This window comes from Aquimarina aquimarini (assembly GCF_900299535.1).
Classification (GTDB): Bacteria; Bacteroidota; Bacteroidia; order Flavobacteriales; family Flavobacteriaceae; genus Aquimarina; species Aquimarina aquimarini.
The window spans coordinates 38,064-61,116 of record NZ_OMKE01000008.1 but is presented as its reverse complement, the minus strand read 5'-3'; the positions used below and the strand labels follow the sequence as shown (position 1 = coordinate 61,116).

General features: G+C 32.5%; 16 protein-coding genes and 1 pseudogene. 8 read left to right on the top strand and 9 right to left on the bottom strand.

From position 1 onward, the window contains the following. Positions 1 to 194 precede the first annotated feature (194 nt). Both DG508_RS03540 and gltB read right to left on the bottom strand, forming a co-directional pair. Positions 195 to 1,658: a glutamate synthase subunit beta gene (locus DG508_RS03540; protein ID WP_108866815.1), complete on the bottom strand. Its 1,464-nt coding sequence runs from the start codon at positions 1,656 to 1,658 to the stop codon at positions 195 to 197. A 14-nt stretch (positions 1,659 to 1,672) separates the two neighbouring features. Next, entirely contained in the window at positions 1,673 to 6,172 is a 4,500-nt protein-coding gene (gene gltB / locus DG508_RS03535) for a glutamate synthase large subunit (protein ID WP_108866814.1), read from the bottom strand. A 429-nt stretch (positions 6,173 to 6,601) separates the two neighbouring features. On the opposite strand from gltB, the gene DG508_RS03530 reads away from it, so the two are divergent. Together DG508_RS03530 and DG508_RS03525 are read left to right on the top strand one after the other, a co-directional pair. Continuing rightward, complete coding sequence (locus tag DG508_RS03530; protein ID WP_103867167.1) at positions 6,602 to 6,940, top strand: P-II family nitrogen regulator; 339 nt, start codon at positions 6,602 to 6,604, stop codon at positions 6,938 to 6,940. Positions 6,941 to 6,996: 56 nt separating this feature from the next. Beyond that, complete coding sequence (locus tag DG508_RS03525; RefSeq protein ID WP_108866813.1) at positions 6,997 to 8,247, top strand: ammonium transporter; 1,251 nt, start codon at positions 6,997 to 6,999, stop codon at positions 8,245 to 8,247. 42 nt (positions 8,248 to 8,289) lie between these two features. Here DG508_RS03525 and DG508_RS03520 read toward each other — a convergent pair whose 3' ends face one another. Next, positions 8,290 to 8,628, bottom strand: a complete 339-nt coding sequence (locus DG508_RS03520) for a DUF4870 domain-containing protein (RefSeq protein ID WP_108866812.1) — start codon at positions 8,626 to 8,628, stop codon at positions 8,290 to 8,292. Between the two features lie 193 nt (positions 8,629 to 8,821). Further along, positions 8,822 to 10,714: a trypsin-like peptidase domain-containing protein gene (locus DG508_RS03515; protein ID WP_108866811.1), complete on the bottom strand. Its 1,893-nt coding sequence runs from the start codon at positions 10,712 to 10,714 to the stop codon at positions 8,822 to 8,824. A 295-nt stretch (positions 10,715 to 11,009) separates the two neighbouring features. On the opposite strand from DG508_RS03515, the gene mnmE reads away from it, so the two are divergent. The 5 genes from mnmE to DG508_RS03490 all read left to right on the top strand — a co-directional run bounded on the left by mnmE (position 11,010) and on the right by DG508_RS03490 (position 16,043). Beyond that, positions 11,010 to 12,401, top strand: coding sequence for a tRNA uridine-5-carboxymethylaminomethyl(34) synthesis GTPase MnmE (gene mnmE, locus DG508_RS03510; protein WP_108866810.1), 1,392 nt, complete (start codon positions 11,010 to 11,012; stop codon positions 12,399 to 12,401). Between the two features lie 197 nt (positions 12,402 to 12,598). Beyond that, on the top strand, positions 12,599 to 14,512 hold the full coding sequence (locus DG508_RS03505) for a hypothetical protein (protein WP_108866809.1): 1,914 nt from the start codon (positions 12,599 to 12,601) through the stop codon (positions 14,510 to 14,512). A 97-nt stretch (positions 14,513 to 14,609) separates the two neighbouring features. Then, positions 14,610 to 14,912: a hypothetical protein gene (locus DG508_RS03500; protein WP_108866808.1), complete on the top strand. Its 303-nt coding sequence runs from the start codon at positions 14,610 to 14,612 to the stop codon at positions 14,910 to 14,912. Between the two features lie 88 nt (positions 14,913 to 15,000). Continuing rightward, entirely contained in the window at positions 15,001 to 15,288 is a 288-nt protein-coding gene (locus DG508_RS03495) for a DUF6922 domain-containing protein (protein WP_108866807.1), read from the top strand. A 119-nt stretch (positions 15,289 to 15,407) separates the two neighbouring features. After that, positions 15,408 to 16,043: a hypothetical protein gene (locus DG508_RS03490; RefSeq protein WP_328515266.1), complete on the top strand. Its 636-nt coding sequence runs from the start codon at positions 15,408 to 15,410 to the stop codon at positions 16,041 to 16,043. A 367-nt stretch (positions 16,044 to 16,410) separates the two neighbouring features. Here the strand turns inward: DG508_RS03490 and DG508_RS03485 are convergent, their stop codons facing one another. The 5 genes and pseudogenes from DG508_RS03485 to DG508_RS03460 form a co-directional block, all read right to left on the bottom strand. Next, complete coding sequence (locus DG508_RS03485) at positions 16,411 to 18,534, bottom strand: RICIN domain-containing protein (protein WP_159090645.1); 2,124 nt, start codon at positions 18,532 to 18,534, stop codon at positions 16,411 to 16,413. Positions 18,535 to 19,388: 854 nt separating this feature from the next. Then, positions 19,389 to 20,009: a hypothetical protein gene (locus DG508_RS03480; RefSeq protein ID WP_108866804.1), complete on the bottom strand. Its 621-nt coding sequence runs from the start codon at positions 20,007 to 20,009 to the stop codon at positions 19,389 to 19,391. 171 nt (positions 20,010 to 20,180) lie between these two features. After that, positions 20,181 to 20,804: pseudogene (locus tag DG508_RS21235) on the bottom strand (porin family protein). A gap of 151 nt (positions 20,805 to 20,955) precedes the next feature. Then, a complete protein-coding gene (locus tag DG508_RS03465; protein WP_108866801.1) occupies positions 20,956 to 21,729 on the bottom strand; it encodes a GNAT family N-acetyltransferase in 774 nt (257 codons plus the stop codon). An 18-nt stretch (positions 21,730 to 21,747) separates the two neighbouring features. Next, the gene (locus tag DG508_RS03460) at positions 21,748 to 22,632 is read right to left on the bottom strand and encodes a LysR family transcriptional regulator (RefSeq protein WP_108866800.1); all 885 of its coding nucleotides are present in this window, start codon (positions 22,630 to 22,632) and stop codon (positions 21,748 to 21,750) included. Positions 22,633 to 22,729: 97 nt separating this feature from the next. Between DG508_RS03460 and DG508_RS03455 the strand changes: the two genes are divergently transcribed. Then, entirely contained in the window at positions 22,730 to 23,047 is a 318-nt protein-coding gene (locus DG508_RS03455) for an alpha/beta fold hydrolase (RefSeq protein WP_108866799.1), read from the top strand. Positions 23,048 to 23,053: the final 6 nt, after the last annotated feature.

Genomic DNA, 23,053 nt, shown 5'->3' with positions numbered 1-23,053 from the left:
TAGAAATAGCCATGACCTCTCAATCTGGGGTTCACAGTCTGAGAAAATTGATAGAGTAACATGCTAATAATTGGGGTCATAAAATTAAAGAAGACCGTTTATTTATAGATAAACAGCCTTCTTTCCTTAACAAAAAACCCTAAAGATTTTGAAAATATTAAAATATACTCAAAAACAAGTCATGCGGGTATTTTTTATATTCTTGGTAAATCTCCTTCTCCTTTTAGTGGTAAATTAGAACTTCCCATTAGGTAAGCATCTACATGGTGTGCTGCCTGTCTACCTTCTGCAATTGCCCATACAATCAAGGATTGCCCTCTACGGGTATCTCCTGCAGCAAAAACACCTTTTACATTGGTTGCATAATTATCTGCTGTAGCTTTGATATTGGTTCTGGCATCCATATCTATTCCTAATTGTTCTGCAATGGTAGGTTCTGATCCTGTAAATCCTAGTGCTAATAATGCGAGTTCGCATTTCCATTCTTTTTCGGTACCAGAAATTTCATGCAATGTAAAACGTCCGTTTTCTTTTACCCATTCTACCTCTGTAGTTATGACTCCGCGCAAGCTCCCATCCTCATCCCCAAGAAATTCTTTGGTAGAGATACTCCAGTTACGCTCTACTCCTTCTTGATGAGAGGTACTGGTACGCAAACGCATTGGCCAAAATGGCCATGGTTGATTTTGTGGTCGCTCTATGGTTCCTTTTCCCATAATCTCAAAATTTGTTACAGAAGTTGCGCCATGTCGTACAGATGTACCTATACAATCTGATCCTGTATCTCCTCCTCCGATTACAATAACATTTTTATCGGTAGCCATTATTTCTTCTCCCAAGTCTTTGATACCATCTACTCTACGATTGTTTTGTGGTAAAAAATCCATAGCCTGCACTACTCCTTTGAGCTCTGCTCCTTTTATAGGAAGGTTACGCCGTACGGTTGCTCCTGTACATAATACGACTGCATCAAAATCATCTTTTAATTCATTTGCCAGAACATCTTTACCTATATGTACTCCAGTTTTGAATATAATTCCTTCTTCTTGCAAAACTGTTGCTCTACGATCAATTACTTGTTTTTCCATCTTAAAATCTGGGATACCATATCGTAAAAGTCCTCCTACTTTTTCATCTCTTTCAAAAACAGTAACCAAATGCCCCGCACGATTCAATTGTTGTGCTGTGGCTAGCCCAGCGGGTCCCGATCCTATTATCGCAACTGTTTTACCTGTTCGTTCTTTGGGAGGGTTTGCTTTTATCCATCCGTTTTCAAAAGCTTGTTCTACAATATTTTTTTCTATATTCTCTATAGTAATTGGGTTTTCATTGATTCCTAATACACAGGCTTCTTCACAAGGTGCTGGACATAATCTACCTGTAAATTCAGGAAAATTATTGGTTGAATGCAGTATATATGCTGCTTTTTCCCATTTACCACGATATACAGCATCATTAAAATCAGGAATCAAATTACCAAGTGGGCATCCACTATGGCAAAAGGGAATCCCACAATCCATGCATCGTGCTCCTTGGTTTTTGAGTTTTTTTTCAGGCATTTTGACCGTAAACTCTTTATATCCTTTTACACGATCTTTAACAGATTGATACTGTTCTGTTTCTCTTTTAAATTCTAAAAATCCAGTTGTCTTTCCCATGGTCGATATCGTTTTTATGCTTGTGCTAATTTTTCTTCTTCTAATCGTATTAATGCCTGTTTATATTCTTCTGGTAGAATTTTAATAAACTTTGGCAATTCACTTTCCCAATTTTCCAAAATTCTTTGTGCCAAAGGACTTAATGTGGCATTATAATGATTCTCGATTAGTGTTCTCAATGCATTAATATCTTTTTGTTCTTCTACAGGATCTAGATTAAGAGCTTCAGCATTACAATGTGCTTCAAATGTTTTTTCTTTATCATAGATATATGCAATACCTCCAGACATTCCTGCTCCAAAATTACGTCCAACCTCTCCTAGAATAACAGCTATACCTCCTGTCATATACTCACATCCATGATCACCTATTCCTTCTACAACGGCTGTTGCTCCAGAGTTTCGCACACAGAATCGCTCTCCTGCTTTACCATTAATGTATACTTCTCCTGCGGTAGCCCCATATAAGGTTACATTTCCTGTAATTACATTTTTTTCAGGAACAATGGTAGACTCTTCGGGTACTTTGATGATCACTTTTGCTCCTGACAGTCCTTTTCCTAAATAATCATTGGTATTACCATTGACCACCATGGTAAGTCCCTTGGTTGCAAACGCCCCAAAACTTTGTCCTGCTGCTCCTGTAAAATTGAGTTTTAATGTGTTCTCTGGTAATCCCTGAGCTCCATATATTTTAGAGATTTCATTACTTAATATTGCCCCAACTGCTCTATCTGTATTTACGATATCAAAATCTAGGGCTATTCTTTCTTTACGGAATAGCGCTGGGTGTGCTTTTTCTATAATTTTAAAATCTATGGATTTTTCTAACCCATGATCTTGTTTTTCTGTATTATATATTGATCTACCTTCTGGGGTTTCTACTTGATGTAAAACAGGGGTTAGATCTATTCCTGCCGCTTTATAATGATTGATAGCTTTTTTATGATCCAGTTTACTTACCTGCCCTATCATCTCATTGATGGTTCTAAAACCAAGTTGCGCCATAATTTCTCTCAATTCCTGAGCTACGAAATACATATAATTTACAACATGTTCTGGTTTGCCTTTGAATTTTTTACGCAATTCTGGATTTTGGGTAGCAATACCAACGGGACAGGTATTAAGGTGACATACACGCATCATTACACATCCTGAAGCTACTAGCGGTGCCGTTGCAAATCCAAATTCTTCTGCACCTAGCAAACATGCTATGGCAACATCTCTACCTGTTTTTAACTGTCCGTCACATTCTAATACAATACGACTACGCAGATTATTTCCTACTAGTGTTTGCTGTGCTTCTGCTATTCCTAGTTCCCAAGGTAACCCTGCATGTTTTAGGGATGTCAAAGGTGAAGCTCCTGTACCTCCATCAAAACCAGAGATCAATACTACATCTGCTTTTGCTTTTGCTACTCCTGCCGCAATAGTACCTACTCCTACCTCTGATACTAGTTTTACATTAATTCTCGCTTCTCTATTTGCAGATTTTAGGTCATAAATCAATTGCGATAAGTCTTCTATAGAGTAAATATCGTGATGTGGTGGTGGTGATATTAAACCTACATAAGGAGTTGAGTTTCTGGTCTTGGCTATTTCAGGATTTACTTTTGGCCCTGGCAACTGCCCTCCTTCTCCTGGTTTTGCTCCTTGAGCCATTTTTATCTGAATCTCTGCTGCACTGGTTAAATAATTTGAGGATACTCCAAACCTACCTGATGCTACTTGTTTTATTGCACTGTTTTTCCAATCCCCGTTTACATCTTTATAAAAACGAAGTGGATTTTCTCCTCCTTCTCCCGAATTACTTTTTCCTCCTATTCGGTTCATTGCAACTGCAAGGTTCTCATGTGCTTCTTTACTAATTGATCCATACGACATAGCCCCCGTTTTGAAACGCTTTACAATCTCTGTCCATGGCTCTACTTCTTCTATCGGGATTGGATCATAATTAGAGAATTCTAATAATCCACGAATGGTCATTAATGATTTTGATTGTTCATTAATTAAATTTGCATATTCTGCATATGTTTTGGAGTCATTGTCACGTACGGATTTTTGTAGTTTGGCTACAGACAAAGGATTAAACTGATGTTTTTCTCCATTACGTCTCCATCGATATTGTCCTCCTATTTCTAAATTCAAGTTTGCTGCTACTTCTTGATCAATATAAGCTCTTTTATGACGCTTAGAGATTTCTTTTTCGATTTCATACAACCCTATTCCTTCTATACGAGTAGCCGTATTAGGAAAATATTGATCAACAACTTTGGCGTTGATTCCTATACATTCAAATAACTGAGAACTTCTATAGGAGTTCAATGTTGAAATCCCAATCTTATTCATGACTTTTAATACCCCTTTGCCTACTGCTTTGTTATAGTTATAAACTGCTTCTTCAAAGGCTAAGCCCGAGATATCATTTTCTTTGATTTGCTCTGCAATGATCTCATTGACCATATATGGGTTGATAGCACTAGCACCATACCCAAACAGTAGTGCAAAATGATGTACTTCTCTAGGTTCTGCAGATTCTATAATTAAACTTACTTTAGACCGTTTTCCCATTCTTTGCAATCCACTATTTACATATGAACAGGCTAATAATGCTGGAATCGGTGCTCTGTGTTTACTCACATTTCTATCAGAGAGGATAATAATATTAGTGTCTTGTTCTATCTCATCTGATACATCATTGAGCAATCCATCAAGTGCATCTTCAAGCCCATTTAATCCTCTGTTGATATTGTATAACATAGATACAGAGCTACATTTAAATCCTTTGCCTGTATATGTTTTGATTTTATCAAGATCTTCTTTGGATATTACAGGATTCTGTACTTTTAGCTTATTACAATGTTTTTCTGTAATATCAAATATATTATGATCTGCTCCCAGAGTTAAACTGATATCTGTAATCAGTTCTTCTCTAATCCCATCAAGAGGTGGATTGGTTACCTGTGCAAATAATTGTTTAAAATAGTTATAAATCAATTGCGGGCGTTCTGAGAGTATGGCTATTGGTGTATCAGATCCCATAGAACCAATTGGTTCTTTACCTAATTGTCCCATTGGTGCAATAATCGTATCGATATCTTCTTGTGTGTATCCAAATACTTCTTTGCGCTTGGCTACTGTTTCTTCTCCTAAAAATAAAGGACAATCATTATATGGTATATCTTTAAGGTGTACCATATTCTTATCTAGCCATTTACGATATGGGTGTCTAGCGGCTATTTCTTCTTTGACTTCTTCATCATTTATAATTCTTCCTTCATCCATGTTTACTAGAAACATCTTTCCTGGTTCTAGTCTACCATGATATTCTATATTACTAGGTTCTAGATCTACCACCCCTGTTTCTGAAGACATAATTACATAGCCATCCTTGGTCACACTATAACGAGAAGGTCTTAACCCATTTCTATCTAATACTGCACCTATATAATTACCATCTGTAAAAGGAATCGATGCTGGACCATCCCATGGCTCCATAGTACATGAATTATACTCATAAAATGCTTTTTTCTTTTCTGACATTTCTGGATTTTTCTCCCATGCTTCTGGTACCATCATCATCATTACTTCTGGAAGCGATCTTCCTGTCATTAATAATAACTCTACCACCATATCCATCGATGCTGAATCTGACTTGCCTTTTAATACAACTGGTAGTATTTTTTTTATATCCTCTCCAAACCAATCACTCTCTAATAGTTCTTCTCTAGAGCGCATTCTAGTCACATTACCACGCAGGGTATTTATTTCGCCATTATGACACATGTATCTAAAAGGTTGGGCCAAATCCCAAGTAGGAAATGTATTGGTAGAGAATCGTTGATGTACCAATGCTAAACGTGTTACCACCTTTGGGTCTAAAAGGTCTGTATAATAAAGCTTTATATCTTCTGGCATTAAAAGCCCTTTGAATATTAAGGTTTTTGTAGACAGACTTGGTAAATAGAAAAATTTGCTCTCAGAGAGTTTAGAACTATATATGGTATGTTCTGTTATTTTTCTAGCTGTAAATAGCTTTAAATTAAAATCAAAATAGCTTTGACTCTTATCTTTTTTACCTATAAATATTTGTTTTATAAAAGGTTCTGTTGTTGTTGCTATTTTTCCTAAATGGGTTTCATCTACAGGAACATCTCTCCATCCTAATAACACTAATCCCTGATCATTAATATTTTTTTCAAAAGTATCTATACAGAATTGTCTTTGATTATCTTTCTTAGGCAAGAAAACATTACTAACTGCATATTCTCCAAAATCAGGTAATTTAAAATCGCAATGTTCTACAAAAAAATCATGAGGAATATCAATTAATATTCCTGCTCCATCTCCTGTTTTTCCGTCAGAACTCACTGCACCGCGATGTTCTAGTTTTTCAAGAATTTCTAAAGCCTTATGAATAATATCATTTGATTTTTTTCCTGCTAGACTACAGATAAATCCGGCACCACATGCGTCATGCTCAAATTCTGGTAGATACATTCCTTGTTTCTTCATACTGTTTTCAAACTTAAAAGGTGTTACAAGTTGATGAAATTAACAAATCATTAAGGAAGGAAAAAGAAAACGAGAGCATTCAGCATCACTTTTCTGAGCTCGTTAAAAAAAGCCTGTATTGGGTAGTATAATCACAAAATAAGGACCTCTAATTATGAATTTGACAATGCATTTTTGACTAAAAACTGTAAATCTTAGCTTATTGATAATCAATAAATTTTAATGAAAACGTTTTCGTAAAGTATCGTTAAAAAACCAATATCAAATCCTCACTTTTATATTAAAAAAATAATTACCCCTAATTTAAATAGGGTTAAAAATTCAATATTGATAAAAATAAACAAAACACCCCCTAAAAAAATAGCGTTATATAATATTTTACATAAATTCACCTCTATAATAGTGCTAATTTTAATTTTTTATTGTTTTATGAAGAAAATAGAAGCAATTATCAGAAGGTCTAAGTATCGTGTTGTAAAAGAAGCTTTACACCATAAAGGTATTATGTTTTTCTCTTATTGGGATGTAACTGGAGTGGGTCATGAACAAAAAGGTAGTGTATATAGAGGGATTACCTATAGCACCACAGATATACAAAGAAGGTATTTATCTATAGTAGTGAATGATAGTTTTGAAAAGGCTGCTATATCTGCCATTCTGGAAGCTGCAAAAACAGGAGAAGTAGGCGATGGAAAAATATTTGTTTCTGATATAAAGGAAGCATATAGAATACGAACCTCAGAAAAAGGTGAAGAAACATTGAACTAATGGTTTGGTATCATAAAAAAAGGAAAATAAAAATAAACTTTAATGCTAATTAAATAATGGAACTTTTAACTACAAACAATATATGGATGATGATATGTACTGCGCTAGTATTTTTCATGCATCTGGGATTTTCTTTATTAGAAATAGGGCTTACACGTCAAAAAAACACCATTAATATATTATTCAAAAATGTATTTATTATCTGTATAGGATTATTACTTTATTATATAGGAGGTTTTAACCTTATGTATCCAAGTTTTGAAGACGGGGATTTTGGTTTTATAAAATTTGCTGGATTTGGCATCACTCCTCCTGAAAATGGTATGACTCCTGCTTATGCGAATGGAGGCTACACTTGGTGGACAGATTTCTTATTTCAAGGAATGTTTGCGGCTACGGCTGCAACTATTGTTTCTGGTGCTGTTGCAGAACGTATAAAACTTGGCGCTTTTATGATTTTTACTTTGGTATACATAGGTTTTGTGTACCCAATAGTAGGTTCTTGGCAATGGGGCAAAGGTTTTTTATATACTCTAAAAATTGGGGAGGCTGAAGGGTTTTATGATTTTGCAGGCTCTACTCTTGTACACTCTGTAGGTGGATGGGCTGCATTGGTTGCTATAATTCTTTTGGGTGCAAGGATTGGTAAATTTACTGCAGAAAAAAAACCGCAGGCAATCCCTGGGCATAACATTCCTCTTGCTACTACTGGTGCACTTATTCTTTGGTTTGGGTGGTTTGGATTTAATGGTGGATCTGTACTTTCTGCAAACCCTGCAGTTACCTCATTAGTATTAGTTACTACATGCCTTGCTGCTGCAAGTGGTGGTATTGGTGCTTTTATATTTTCTACTATACTTTATAAAAATTATGATATCACTATGTTTTTGAATGGAATCTTAGGAGGATTAGTAGGTATTACCGCTGGAGCTGACCTAATGTCAACAAATGAAGCTTTGATTATTGGTATGTTTGCAGGTATTATTACCGTACTTGGCGTATCATTGATAGATAGATTAAAATTAGACGACCCTGTAGGTGCAATATCTGTCCATTTGATTTGCGGTATTTGGGGTACATTAGCAGTAGGGGTTTTTGGATCAAAGGCTGGATTTGATCAATTTATGATTCAAACAGCTGGTGTATTAATCATAGGGGGATTCTGTTTATTTTTTGCTTTTGCTATTATTAGTATTCTCAAAAAGACTATAGGAATTCGAGTATCTGAAAAAGAAGAAATTGATGGATTAGATACCCATGAACATGGTATGGATGCTTATCCTGATTTTAGAATTAATCAGCATTAAAAAAAAGAGAGAGAGGGAATTCCCTCTCTCTCTTTTTTTTAATCATTTAATAATCTCTATTGATAATGGATATGATGGTTGTTCTCCTTTGTTTACTTTTATTGCATTGATCACAGGAAATACAACACATAGTACTGCTATGATAGTTAATCCTATTGCCCCTAAGCCAAATATAAATGTTAACGGAACACAGATAATAGCATAAATAAACATACTTATCTGAAAATTCATAATTGATTTTCCGTGCTCATCCATTGCCATAACTCTTTCTCTTTGAGTTAACCATAGTATTAATGGCACTACAAATCCTCCAAATCCAGTAATAAGGTCTAATAATTGTGATAAATGGGTAACGACTAATAATGATCTGTCTTGTTTCATAATTTACATTTTTTGATTGATGATTGATCAATTGCTAAAAATATTAGCAATCACTACTTATATGACGTACACTCCCCTATTTTGTTACAATTTTACACATTAAATCATGTAATAAAAAAACACTCTTATGAGTATAACATAAGAGTGTTTCCTAAAATATTAACTAAATTAATGTCTTTTTATCTATTTAATTTTAGTTTACAATTAATTTTTTTGTTGTAGATTCTTCTCCGTTATCAATTCTGATAAGATAAATACCTACCCCCAAAGACAAACTACGAGTTGATATCGTATTTATTCCTGGTTGAAGTTCTATTTTTCTTTTTTTACTTCCTAATATAGTATAGATTGTTGCAGTAACAGTTCCTTTTACTTGTGGATTTACATTCAAAGAAAAACTATCTTGAGTTGGATTTGGTGAGATTTTTAATCCTGATAAATCACTTTCATTATCTTTTCCTAATATAGGTGTAGCAGACTCTAATTCGGCTATTAAATCTTCTGAAGTTGCAGATTGACCACATGATCCTTCATAAATTTTCACATTACTAAATATAGAAGAGTTTCCGCTACCTACATCATTATCATTAATAAAAACCAACCTGTTCATTGCGCCTGTATAAAAATTACCTACAGGTATTCTATAAGTTTTGGTTCCCGACCCCGAATAATTATCAAAATTACCGACTCCATAGTTTTGAGTACCATAGACTCTGAAATATCTTGATGGTGTCAATGAGTTATCATTTTCAAAACCAACGGCATGTATTTCTCCTTGAGAAGAACTACTGAACTGAAATTCTATTACTGTATTCGCTGTTACATTATAATTCATAGAAATATATTTCCATGTATTATTTTGTAATGACAAGGAATTTCCACCGTTTTGTATAGAGAAATTACCTGCTCTATCTTGATTAGAAAAAGGCGTAATCTGGAAATCATTAAAATCGATTGTTGTACATGGTGGTGGTGGTGGATTACCATCTAACCCCATAGCATTCCAAAATGCAGGTATTGTTGCACGTTCTCCAGAGTTAGATCCACTAGCACCAGAACATCCACCATACGCATGAACTCCTATAGCATTTCCTGTAGCAGCATCAATAATTGGGCTTCCTGAGTTACCTCCTGTAGTATCTGTTCGATATCTAACAAATGTATTATTTACTGATGATAATGGCCCTGTGTGTATCTGTTGTGTTTGATTATCTCTACCTGTATCAGTACCAAATCCAGTAATCGTTATATTACTTCCTGGAGCACTTTGCACTACATTAAATGATTTACCTTGTGCCTGTATTGGTGTTTGCCCTGTTTGCGAGTTTGCACTTGCTGTAAATACTGCCCAGTCATTGGCTTGGCTTGGATTATTTGTATATGGTGTAACAAAATTACCGATTGGATATTGATCTTCTGGGCCTGGATGTACAATACTTCCGCCTGAATTAGACTTAGGCACATTAAATTCTATAAGTTGTGCTCTACTCCCAGTACAGTGCCCTGCTGTTACTAATCTACCATTAGTTATAATCCAACCAGTACACCCAATAGGTACTATCCGCCCAATAGCATTATCGGCAGAATCAACTCTATCATCTCTTGATCCACATTGACTCTTTGCTCCTTTATACTTTTCTCCGACTCCTAGTTCTTTGATACCAATACCTATAGAACTTTCTCCTGGAGCTACAGTTAATTTAAGAATAACTTCGTCTCCATTAAAATAGGCTGTCGTGTTTTTCCAATCTTTTATTGTTTTGGAATTTAATGTTTGTGTTGCTCCATCTAATACAGATGTGATAGTCAATGTACTTTTATTTCCTAAGTTTACATCTTTTAGAAATAATCGTAACCAAGTAGCTCCTTTTTCTGATATGGTTTCTGTGATAACCTGTGAACTACTTCTACTCTGATCATTATTTGATCGTATTTGCATGTCATACTCTGTATAATGCCTAGGTATTTCGTCCTGAGCAAAACCAGTATAAGAAATTAATAAAAGTGCCAAGTATATAAGTACATACTTTTGGGATATGGGATATCGGCAATTAACTTGAGTGATGTTTGTGTTTGTGTAATTCATAAGAATAAGAATAGTTTTTATTGATTTGACATTAAATTTAGTTACTATTTAAAGTACACTATAGCAGTATGACTCATCATACTACTACAACTCAACCAACTGACTTTTTTATATTTTAACCAGCTACAATCAATAAATTTTCCTATTCTTTTTTTAGGAATAAATTAACTATTATATTAAAATATTCCTTTCTTCCTCTTACAATATATAAAAGAAAAATAACTCATCAAAAATGTTAACCAAAATTTATAATACCTGTATTAATGTCTATTTTTGCTTTTTGATATTTTAACTTATGATTATTCAAGATACCATAGTAGCTTTAGCAACTCCCTCAGGGGCAGGTGCAATAGCAGTTATCCGTGTTTCAGGAAAAGATGCAATTACTATTTGTTCTCCGTTATTTAAGTCTATTAATGGTAAAAAATTACGAGACCAAAAAAGTCATACGATACATTTAGGTCATATCATAGACGGAGAACGTGTGTTGGATGAAGTTCTGGTATCTGTTTTTAAAGGTACTAGCTCTTATACTGGTGAGCCTACCATAGAAATTTCTTGTCATGGGTCTACATATATTCAACAAGAAATTATTCAATTGCTACTACGCAATGGCTGTAGAGCTGCAAATGCTGGTGAATTTACGCTTAGAGCATTTATGAATGCCAAGCTAGATTTATCACAGGCAGAAGCTGTTGCTGATTTAATATCTTCTGATTCTGAGGCTTCTCATCGAATTGCCATGCAACAAATGAGAGGTGGGTTTAGCAATGAAATTAAAATGCTTCGAGAAGAACTCCTTAATTTTGCTTCTCTCATAGAATTAGAACTGGATTTTGCAGAAGAGGATGTGGAGTTTGCAGATCGTACTCAATTTAAGGATCTTATTTCTAGAATTACTAAAGTATTAAAACGTCTTATTGATTCTTTTGCTGTAGGAAACGTAATAAAAAATGGAATTCCTGTTGCAATTGTAGGAGAACCTAATGTTGGTAAATCTACATTACTTAATGCATTACTCAATGAGGAACGCGCTATTGTATCTGATATCGCTGGTACTACAAGAGATACTATAGAGGATGAAATCATTATTGGAGGAATCGGATTTCGATTTATTGATACTGCAGGAATCCGAGAAACCAAAGATGTAGTAGAAAGTATCGGAATACAAAAGACTTTTGAAAAGATTGAACAGGCACAAGTAGTTATCTATTTGGTTGATGGTTCTTTATTAACAGGTGAAAGTATACAGGAACTAAAAACCGAAATAGGAAAGATCACAAATAAACACCCACAAAAACCATTGATTATTGTTGCTAATAAAGTTGATAAACTCAATGATAATCAAACTTCTACTCTAAAATCTGAAATAGAAGGAATTCACTTACTTTCTGCCAAACATAATACTGGAGTTGAAGAGCTACAAAATAAACTTCTGGAATTTGTAAATACTGGTGCTTTACGCAATAATGAAACCATCGTCACAAATTCTCGTCATTATGATGCACTATTAAAGGCCTTAGAAGAAATCCAAAAAGTACAATATGGCCTTGATGGCGGACTTTCTGGAGACCTTATGGCGATAGATATTCGTCAGGCTTTATATCATTTTGGAGAAATTACAGGAGAAATTACGAGTGATGATTTACTTGGTAATATCTTTGCTAATTTTTGTATCGGCAAATAGGTTTTCTTGCTTTTAGTATACTTTATAGTTGCTTTTGTTTGATGTTTTGTCAAAAATTAAAGTCATTTTTTATTTGTATTTGCTCTTAGTCAGTGTTTTCTTTCTTTTTATTGACCTCATAATACTATAAAATTTTATTTCAATTTGTATTTTTAGAGATACTTAGAAAATAGCTGACTATATACTTCATAACCTATATGAATAAAAAACGTACTTTTTTAAATGAGCTCTATACGGACAAGACTGAACAGTTACCTTTTATTGAGTATTTTCAAAAAGACAAATCTTTAAGGGTAGAATTATTTAATGGCTACTTAAAAACCGAGTTAAAACCAAATTTCAACTTATTCATAATAAGCCACTACAATATTAAAGAATTAGAAAAAGGTTTTTCTGAAGCATTCAAAAATATCCCATTAAAAAAACACAACAATGTTGCTGCTGATTTCGTACAAATGACTGAATTCGAAAGTGAGATTAAAAATCTGAGAACTACATTTAACAATTTATGTATAAGAAATGAACTGGCTAAAAAATACTATAGTCATTCTATCAATGAAACAGAAATTATAAGCAGACTAAATTTTATTTCGCTAAAAATTAATGATTTCAAAAATTTGGCAATAAATCGATCACATAATAATTTTAATGAATATGCTACAAATTTTGCTAAAGACTTAATACAAAAACTTGAAGAGATAAAACTACCTCTTCTTCAATTTCAAATTTTAAAAGACTTTGTTGAGGATCAAGAAAACATTGATTTAGAAATAGATTTCATAGTTGGAACAACTTCAGCGTATTCAGAAAAAGAAATTAACTCTTCTTATCGTGAACTAAAGATGTATGCAGATAATTATATTAATGATTTTTTACACGCATCTCCCCAAATGAAGGAGCAACTAATCAAAAACAAAATTGCTTATGAGTTAATCGGCAATAATATAACTAACACTAAAAGTATTAGAACTCATCATATTAAAGATGTCCTCAATAAAAACAGTATCTCTCAAACAGAAGCACAACAAATCCTATTTGATGCGAAAGTTTTTTTCAGCACTAAACAAATCCAAAATATTATAAAGCCTATAAATACTTATTTGAAACAATCAAATGATATAAGTGACCCACATTACTACTTAGAAGGATTTGAACCTTCGGAAATCCGAAAAACAGATTTATTCTCAATCCATAATAATCAAATAAAGACTAATGGTTTCATCAAAATAAACATCGATGGAAATAAAGCAAAAATTTATACTCCTGAACTAGCCATAATCTTTTCAAATGACTATATAAGAGCCAAAATAAGGAATAGTAATCTAATTAGAAATATAGATACTTACAAATTCATGGAGGAATATACTAAAGCCTTTATAAAGGGAAAAGAATATTTCAAAAAGGAGTTTAGTCCTACACTAGAAATTCTATACGGAACAAACAACGCAACTTATATAAAAACTCTTCATCACAATTATTTTCATTCCAATTTTGATTCTTTCAAAAAAGGTTGGAGTTATGTTAAAGACAAATATCCCATAATTATAAATAATAAGATTATAAGAAAATATGGATACTATTCGGGTATTGTTTCTGAAGTGGATGAGCTTATCAATAAACATCCTGAATTGTTTAAAAACTTTGGTAAATGCAGTGCTAAAAAAGATGATAATATTATAATTACCAGACTCTCAAGTGTACTTCAGCCTAAAACAAATATTAAGTCTGAAATCAATAATTTACCAGTTTTTGATAGTGACAAAATCGACACAATACTTAGTATATTAAATGTCCATTTTGACGATCAAAAAAGTGAATTAAAGTTAATTTTAGAAAATAAACATCAACCAAAAACTAAACTTAATTTCACTAGTAATGCAAATAAACTAGCAGATTTTTTTAAACAATTATTTGAGGCTAAATTAATTTCTAATTGTACAAAAAAAGAACTTGAGCAATGGATTTTTATGAGTTTCACATTCAAACATCGAAGTAAGCAAATAGATTTCAAATTAAAAACATTGGAAGATATTATTTCAAATAAAAGTGCTAAACCACCATGCAAAAGTCCGTTAATTAGAATTGAGAATGGAAACATAATAAAAGTATAGAAAAAGATACGGGTTTTACACGGGTCGAAAACCTACCCCCTAGCGACCCTCCAAAATGTGAAACTATTATTGTACTGAATTTGTAAAAAACAGTATAGTGAAAACATTAAAATTTGAAAACCTGCCAAATGTAGTTACCAAGTATCAAAAAGGACAAAGCGAATTAAAAGTCTTATTACTTCAAAAGGCAAACCCTCAACCCGAAACAGACAACCCTATAACGATACAGGGAGTATCAAAATTATTTGATGCAACAATTATAGTGGTATTATTCCTAAGAAAAAAAAGTTTATTAACACCATATTTAATAAACCTTTTTAAAATATTAAAATTCATATATCAACTTTTTAAAACTCTAGATTACCTAAGATTATTTTTTGAATCGACAGGCATACTTTAAATTAGAATATAATGAATAGAGCTAGTATTAATGATATATCGTTATATGTGTTTTAATCAACATAAAAAATATTAATTATCTTTGTACCATGGCAAAAACAAAAAGTATATCAAGCTTTTTTCCAAAACACTTATTTTGGGACATGGATATGGATAGACTTGACTTTCAACAAGACAAGGATATTATTATTCCTAGAGCTTTATTTGCTACAACTGAACAAACTTTTCTTAAAGACATAACACTACTGGAAAAAATATATAAAAAAGACCAGATACTTTTTTACTTGAAGAATACTAAGGAAAGGATTAGTAATTTGGTTTGTGATCTGGTATCCAAAAGATATAACACTGAGCCTTTTAAGCGTTTCCGCTTATGAATGCAGTTTCTATAGAAATTTCAGAATCTATTATAGAATTACAAAATCTCAAAAATCTTCATAACTTTTCATTAGGAGGAGGAACAAATATTGCTCTCTGGTTTAATCATTGAAAGTCTATTGATATAGATTTATTTTGTCCTGACATTATTGGTAAAAAGGGATTTACAGCCATAGAAAAAGAATTAAAACAATTTTATGGAAACCGAGTATCAGGACTTAGCTATCCATGTAATATTGATGATCAGTTTTGTTTTATGCGATTTTTTCTAAAAAAGAATAATGAAACAATTAAAATAGAGTTACTTCAAAACTTTAAGAACCTAGAAGAATCAGAGCAATTAGACGATGTTAGATTACTATCTATTAATGATATTGGAACCTATAAATTAAGTAGTGCTGCAAACAGAACGGCTAAAAAAGATATTTATGATCTAGATTTTATTACAGATACTGTTGATCTAACTAAGCTATACGAGCTTTTAAAAAGCAAATTGGAGAAATTTAACCTCCCAGAACATCGCACTATATTTGATCTCGATAACGAATTTAGTCCAATCGATAAACCTAACCTATTATTGTCATTTGATAAGATTCAATCTCATAATCAATCCAGACCATTTCATTTACAAGATAGGATAGATATCATGCCAAATTCTAAATCATGGCAAGAAGCAAGAATTAGTTGGCGTTCTAAAATGAGGCAACTTTATAATCACATAGATATAAAGTTTCCAGGGGCTCAAATAAAATAAAAAAATAACCATTAATTACTCGAAGCGAAGTCAACCAAAACCCTACTAAAAACAGACAAAAGCTCTCACCATTAGTACACCTTTTAGCCTCTTACTCCTTTATTTACAATGGTTTGACACATATTGTATCGGCAAATAGGTTTTATGTTATACTTTTTCTGCTCATACTGTATAGTTTTACATTTGATGTAAACATATACTTACTTATGTACCAAGCAAAAATTTATGCAATATCTCAAGATAACTAGTCAAATAAAAACACAAAAGTTTCCTCTCTATATCATCACATTATTTTAATAAAAAAACACCCCAACACAAAGATCGAGGTGTTTACTAACTATAAATTTAATGTCTTCTATATGTTATATTAATTCAAGAATAATTTCTTAGTAATATACCCTTGATCACTATAGATCCTAATTAGATAAATTCCTTTACCTAAAGACAAACTACGGGCAGATATCGTATTTACCCCTGGCTGTAAATTTATTTGAACTTTTGCTTTACCCATAGCATTAGCAGAGTGGATAGTAGCAATAGCATTTTTCATATTGTCGCCTAACTTAATAGAAAAAGAATTTGTTGCTGGGTTAGGAAATACAGAAACTACCGATTCATGATCATCCTTTACAGACTCATTAAAAGCAATTTCTATCAAAGCATTAGCAAATGATTCTGCCACGATGAATTTCCAATGTTGGTTTTGATTGTTATTATTAGAACTCCACAAATAGGTGTTTTGTCCATTTCCACCACCACCATTTCCATCTATTGAGAACCCAGGAGCATTCCGTTTTTCTAATCTAAAATGCCCGCCTCCAACATCCACTTTTTTCCAATGTTGATTGAAATTATTTTTGTTATACGTCCATAAATAAAGATTTTGTCTATTAGCACCACCATTACCTCCATCCATAGCAAAATTAGTTCCTTTTTTTACATATGAGTAAAAACCGCCTCCTTGGTTGATTTCTTCCCATTGCTGATTCACATTATTTGCACTGTTAGACCAGAGGTATACATTTTGGGTATTAGCCCCTCCATTACCACCATCCAAAGCAAATCCAGGAGCATTTCTTTTTACCATACGAACAATAGGATTAACTGTAATAAATTTCCAGTGCTGATTTTGATTGTTATTATTGGAACTCCATAAATAGGTATTTTGCCCATTTCCACCGCCACCATTTCCATCTATTGAGAACCCTGGAGCATTCCGTTTTTCTAATCTAAAATGCCCGCCTCCAACATTTACTTTTTTCCAATGTTGATTGAAGTTATTTTTATTATACCTCCACAAGTAAAGATTTTGCCTATTAGCACCACCATTACCTCCATCCATAGCAAAGTTAGTTCCTTTTTTAACATATGAATAAAAACCACTTCCTTGATCGACTTCTATCCATTGTTGATTCACATTGCTACCGTTGTTGGACCAGAGATATACATTTTGAGCATTAGCCCCTCCATTACCTCCATCCAAAGCAAATCCAGGAGCATTTCTTTTAATCATACGAACAATAGGACCTGAAGGAACATCAACGAGCCCCATAGCATTCCAAAAAGCAGGTATTGTAGCTCTTTCTCCAAAATTAGATCCACTAGAACCAGAACATCCACCATACGCATGAACCCCTATAGCATTCCCTGTAGCAGTATCAATAATTGGGCTTCCTGAGTTACCCCCTGTAGTATCTGTTCGATATCTAACAAATGTATTATTTACCGATGATAATGGCCCTGTATGTGTCTGTTGTGTTTGATTATCTCTACCTGTATCAGTACCAAAGCCTGTAATCGTTATGTTACTGCTTGGAGCACTTTGTACTACATTAAATGATTTTCTTTGCGCTTGGATAGGTGTTTGACCTGTTTGTGAATTTGCGCTTGCGGTAAATACAGCCCAATCAGTTTCGGGTCTTCCTCTAACATAATCGGTAACAAAACTACCGATAGGGTACTGATCTTCTGGCCCTGGATGTACAATACTTCCGCCTGAATTAGACTTAGGCACATTAAATTCTATAAGTTGCGCTCTGCTTCCTACACAATGCCCCGCAGTAACTAGTCTTCCGTTTGATATAATCCATCCAGTACATCCGATCGGTACAATTCTACCTATAGCAGCATCATTTGAACCTACCCTATTATCAGCTGAGCCGCATTGACTCTTTACTTCAGGATCTTTTTCGCCAACTCCAAGTTCTGCAATAGTAAATCCAATAGCAGCTTCTCCTGGGGCTATTGTTAGCTTCATAATTACTTTATCTCCATTAAAATAAGCTGTGGTATTCTTCCATTCTTTAATAGTTCTTGATGTTAGTGTTTGTGTGGCCCCATCTAATACTGATGTGATAGTTAATGTACTATTGTTTCCTAAGTTTACATTTGTAAGAAATAAACGTAACCAGATAGCCCCTTTTTCTGATATAATTTGTGTAATAATTTGTGAGTTATTTTTACCCTGATTGTCACTAGATTTTATTTCCATATTATACTTCGTATAATGTCGTGGCAACTCATTCTGAGCAAAATTAAAATACGGTGTGAGTAAAAAAAACACACATAGTAACATGCATATTTTATGTACAGAATACTTATACGTAAACTGAATTGAATTGAAGGTTTTAAAAGTCATAATAATTAGATTAAAAATTATTGATTAGACATTAAATTTAGTTAGCACAAAAATTCTTGTAGTATTTTAATTACTACAAAATTGTATTCCACTAACTGGTCTATCCAATTTTTTAATCAATCAAAAACCAGTATTTTTCTCTTATTCTTTTTTTCGAAAGGAATAAGTTATTCAATACTGAAGTATTTTTTCTTCTTCCTTCTACAAGATAGAAAAGAAAAACAACTCCTCAAAAAAGTTTGGTAGTCAAAATTTATAAAACGATACATTTCTGTAAAACATTTTATTACATAAATAACAACGTAGAAGTTATCTATTGATGATAGATATAACATAATAAACTAACAAAAGTAACTTCAGGAATTTTATACGAGTGTTTAACCTTGTAGACTAAGCATTATCTGTTACCTCACATATCTCTTTTTGAGTAAATGTAAATAATTCCCCCCTACCCTATTAATACTAGGGAAATAAAAGCATCTACATCTCAATACACCCTAGTAGATTCTTTCATAATTAATTATAAAGAAGCTGTTTCTAATTTTTTAGAAACACTCAAAAACAAAACTATCTTGGAACAAGCCCAAAAAGTATTGTATTTGTTTGACAATAAACTTTTAATTTTGAAACAAACTCGTAGCGTTAAAATCTTATTTCGTAAATAAATAGCTTACACAAAAAAAATATAAGGTTGTTATATATAACAACTATCTATTATTCAATTCATCATAGATATTAATCGGTAAGAAATTATGTCGTTGTGAATTATCTTCTCCATTAGATGCTGCATACAATTCTCTAAAAAAACCTACTGCTCCAACAGAATAGTTGATCTTTTCTATCCATCGGTTAAAATAGCTTTCTTTTCTATCGTTTGTTACATATTCAAACACTTTGCCTTTTAGCTTCTCTAGACCTGCATCTGTAAACACTGGACGAGTTGGAAACATTTTGAGTTCACTTTCTTTAATTTCAAGCTCAGATTGTATCCACTCTATATCGGCCTTATATTGTTCTAGGAGTTTATCTTCTAGAGAGTGATATATCTCTTCTTCAAATACAATTCTCAGTGTACTTCTGGTATCAATCATATCATCTATCTTAAAAGTAAGTCTACCTGTACTTCCTAAATGAAACTGACCGTCGCTATTACTTGATTCTATGACTACTGTGTATGGTATCCCGTTGAGACTTTTAACAGAAAATTCTTTTTTACCCATAGCTCTAAGTGCTATTTGGTCGTTTTGTGCATTTCCTTGTATAAAAAAGCATAAAACCATTAGCGTAAGTACTACTCTACTTACTCTAAAAATACTTACTCCACGCATAATAATATAGGTTATAATTTGGACTACAAAGTTAAGATTTCAAACTCGGTTTTCAAAACTCTACTACTACTAGATTTTAAATTTTAAAATCCTTTATGATAAAACATTTAATAATCTAGGGTTTATAAGCTATTTTGATCTATCCATTTTATCTTATTACAATGCAAATATTTACAATGTATATTCAATTCCTAGATTAAAAACTGATGCTTTCGTAGAATCACCTCTTTCAGTTAAACCAAATAAAAACCTACTATTAAGCCCCAAATTATTAGATAATTTATAACCTGCGCCTATTAGTAGTCCAAAATCAAATTTATTATGATCCGATAATATATATATAGGGGTATTATTAACTCCAAATTCTTCAAAAGGACTTTCTTTAATATTCTCCTTGATATTAATTATATAACCAAATTGTGGTCCTGTTTCCATATAAAAATTCTAAGTAAAAAAATAGTGCATCGCAATAGGAGCTATGAGTATTGATTCATCTATATTTGCCTTAAAGTCTCCTGCTATAGGTATCTCATTAGGGCCTCCTCTTAATTCAAACCCTTCTATCAAAATTTTAGTGCCTTGTAATGCAAAAAGTACTTCTGGTTGAATTCTTATTTTTTCATTAACCTTTATATTTACAAATCCTCCAAAATAAAAACCGATTTTTCTTTTAAATTCTGCAATATCCATCCCTGCTGCAGTCAAATCTGGCGTATATTTTGAATAGTTTCCTCCTCCTTTTATTCCGAATTTAAAATTCGTTTCTTGGGCATTAAGTGATATAGATAATAACATACATACCAAAACTATCAATAGACTTCTTTTTTTCATTTTTTGTTATTGTTTCTCTATATATGTCTTGATAGTTACAAATGTTACCAGAAATAGTATCTATTTAAACATTTATCCTGACTTTTTACAATAGTAAATAGATATATATCATTAATTACTTTATTATCTTATCCATTATCTTATCATACCTTGTATCCATACAAACACTAATATCTGTTGTCATGAATTTGCCATTATAAAATAAACTAAAAATGGTTGCCGGGCTTGGAGCTGATTTCGCTTGTTTTATTGTTTCTAGTTTAATTATTTTTAATGGAAGCTTTCTATTTTTTGCAGTTTCAATCAAAGAATTTTTTGCGTGAAATTCTGCAAAAGGACAACGATTAGAATAATAAACTACAATTCCTTTTTTCTCAGAGCATTCTCCACTTTTTACAGATTCATTAAATTTAGGTAATTCAGCTTTTGAATTTATTTTCTTTACTAATAAACTAAATCCACTAGAAATTCTCTCCACCTCTTCAAATCCTTGTTTTAAAAACCATTTTGTATCACTCATAAAATGAAATTTCTTGATTCCTACTACTGTTACCAAACCATCTTTTCCTTGATTTTTGGCATCATCAAAAGCTGTTTTCAAAAGCTCTTTTCCGTATCCCTTCTTTTTATATTTTCCTGAAACCCAAAAACAATTAATGTTCAAGTAATTTGGTGCTGTTATCGGAATCCAGGCATTCTCTGCTGGCCCGTATTCTATAAAGACTTTTGCTCGTTCATCAATCCTTCTAAAAACATACCCATTATCAAACTCTTTTGTCAACCAGTCTTTTTTTGCTTGATAACTATCAGAACACTTTTTATCTGATATCGCACAACAGATATGTTCGTCTGATATATTTTCTTTATTTAACTGTATTAAATCTCCCATTATATATTATTATGAAGCTTAAGTTAAGGCTATTTTTATTTGAGCTGCAAACAACATCTCTAATTCTGAGGTTTTGTTTAGACTGGCAGTATACCATGTTCGCATACCTCTAGTAGATTTAAAAGGTACAACCTTCAATTGCGCATCCTGTAAAAAAGGGTCAAGAGCCCATTTTGCCATAATTGTAATCCCCAAATTAGCTCGAACTAATTGAATAATAGCTTCTGTAAGTTGTACTTTCTGAATTGATTTTACAGTTTCTTTATTATTCTGTAAAATATGAGTAAGTACATAATTTTTTTCTTCTGGTAAATCATAAAGAATCAAATTTTGTTCTATCAGATCAGGTAAATCAATAATCCTATGGTGAGCTAAGTTATTTTCTCTTGCCATTACTACCATCATTTCATCTTGTACTACAGGTTGAAAATGAATAGATGGGTGACTACTCATGGTACTCACAATAGCTAAATCTATTTTACCTTCTAGTAAATACTTAAGAGGTTCTTTAGTCGCTTCTATTACAATATCTATAGCTATATTCTCATTCTCTTTCCTAAATCCTTCAACTACTTTTGACAACCAATGATACGTCGTATAACATTCTGTAGTTATGCGAATTGATCGCTTTTTTCCATTTTTAACCTCCTCAATTTGGTTATTAAGTTGAATAAAAGATACCAATATCTTTTCTGATGTATTAAAAAGTATTTGCCCTGTCTCTGTGAGTACAAGTTTTTTATTTATTCTATTGAAAACCTTAAGACCTAATTCTTCTTCTAATTTTTTTAACTGATGACTCAATGCTGGTTGAGAAAGAAATAGTTTTTCAGATGCCCTAGTTATAGAACCTTCTTTGACTATTACGTTTACCAGTTTTAAGTTCTTAAGAGATATATTCATTTATTTTATGATTATAATAAAAACAATTCATTTTCTTTATATATCAAATGTATTTAAATTTGCTCAATAAATACTTAAATAACACATTAAAAAAGCTATGTCTATAAATAACCCACTCTTTAAATCAACCTATCATGAAGTATTAGGAAGTAAAATGCATGTTCTTTCTAATGAAAAAGGAAAAGGAGATCCTATTCTTTTTCTTCATGGCAATCCTTCTAATAGTTATCTATGGAGAAATATTGCCCCTAAAATCCTAGAAACAGGCCATTCTATCTATATTCCTGACTTAATAGGAATGGGAAAATCTGATAAACCTACAATTGATTATACCTACCTAGAGCAATATGCTTACTTAGAAACTCTTATTAAACAATTAGATCTTAAGAACATCATCTTGGTTATGCATGATTAGGGTTCT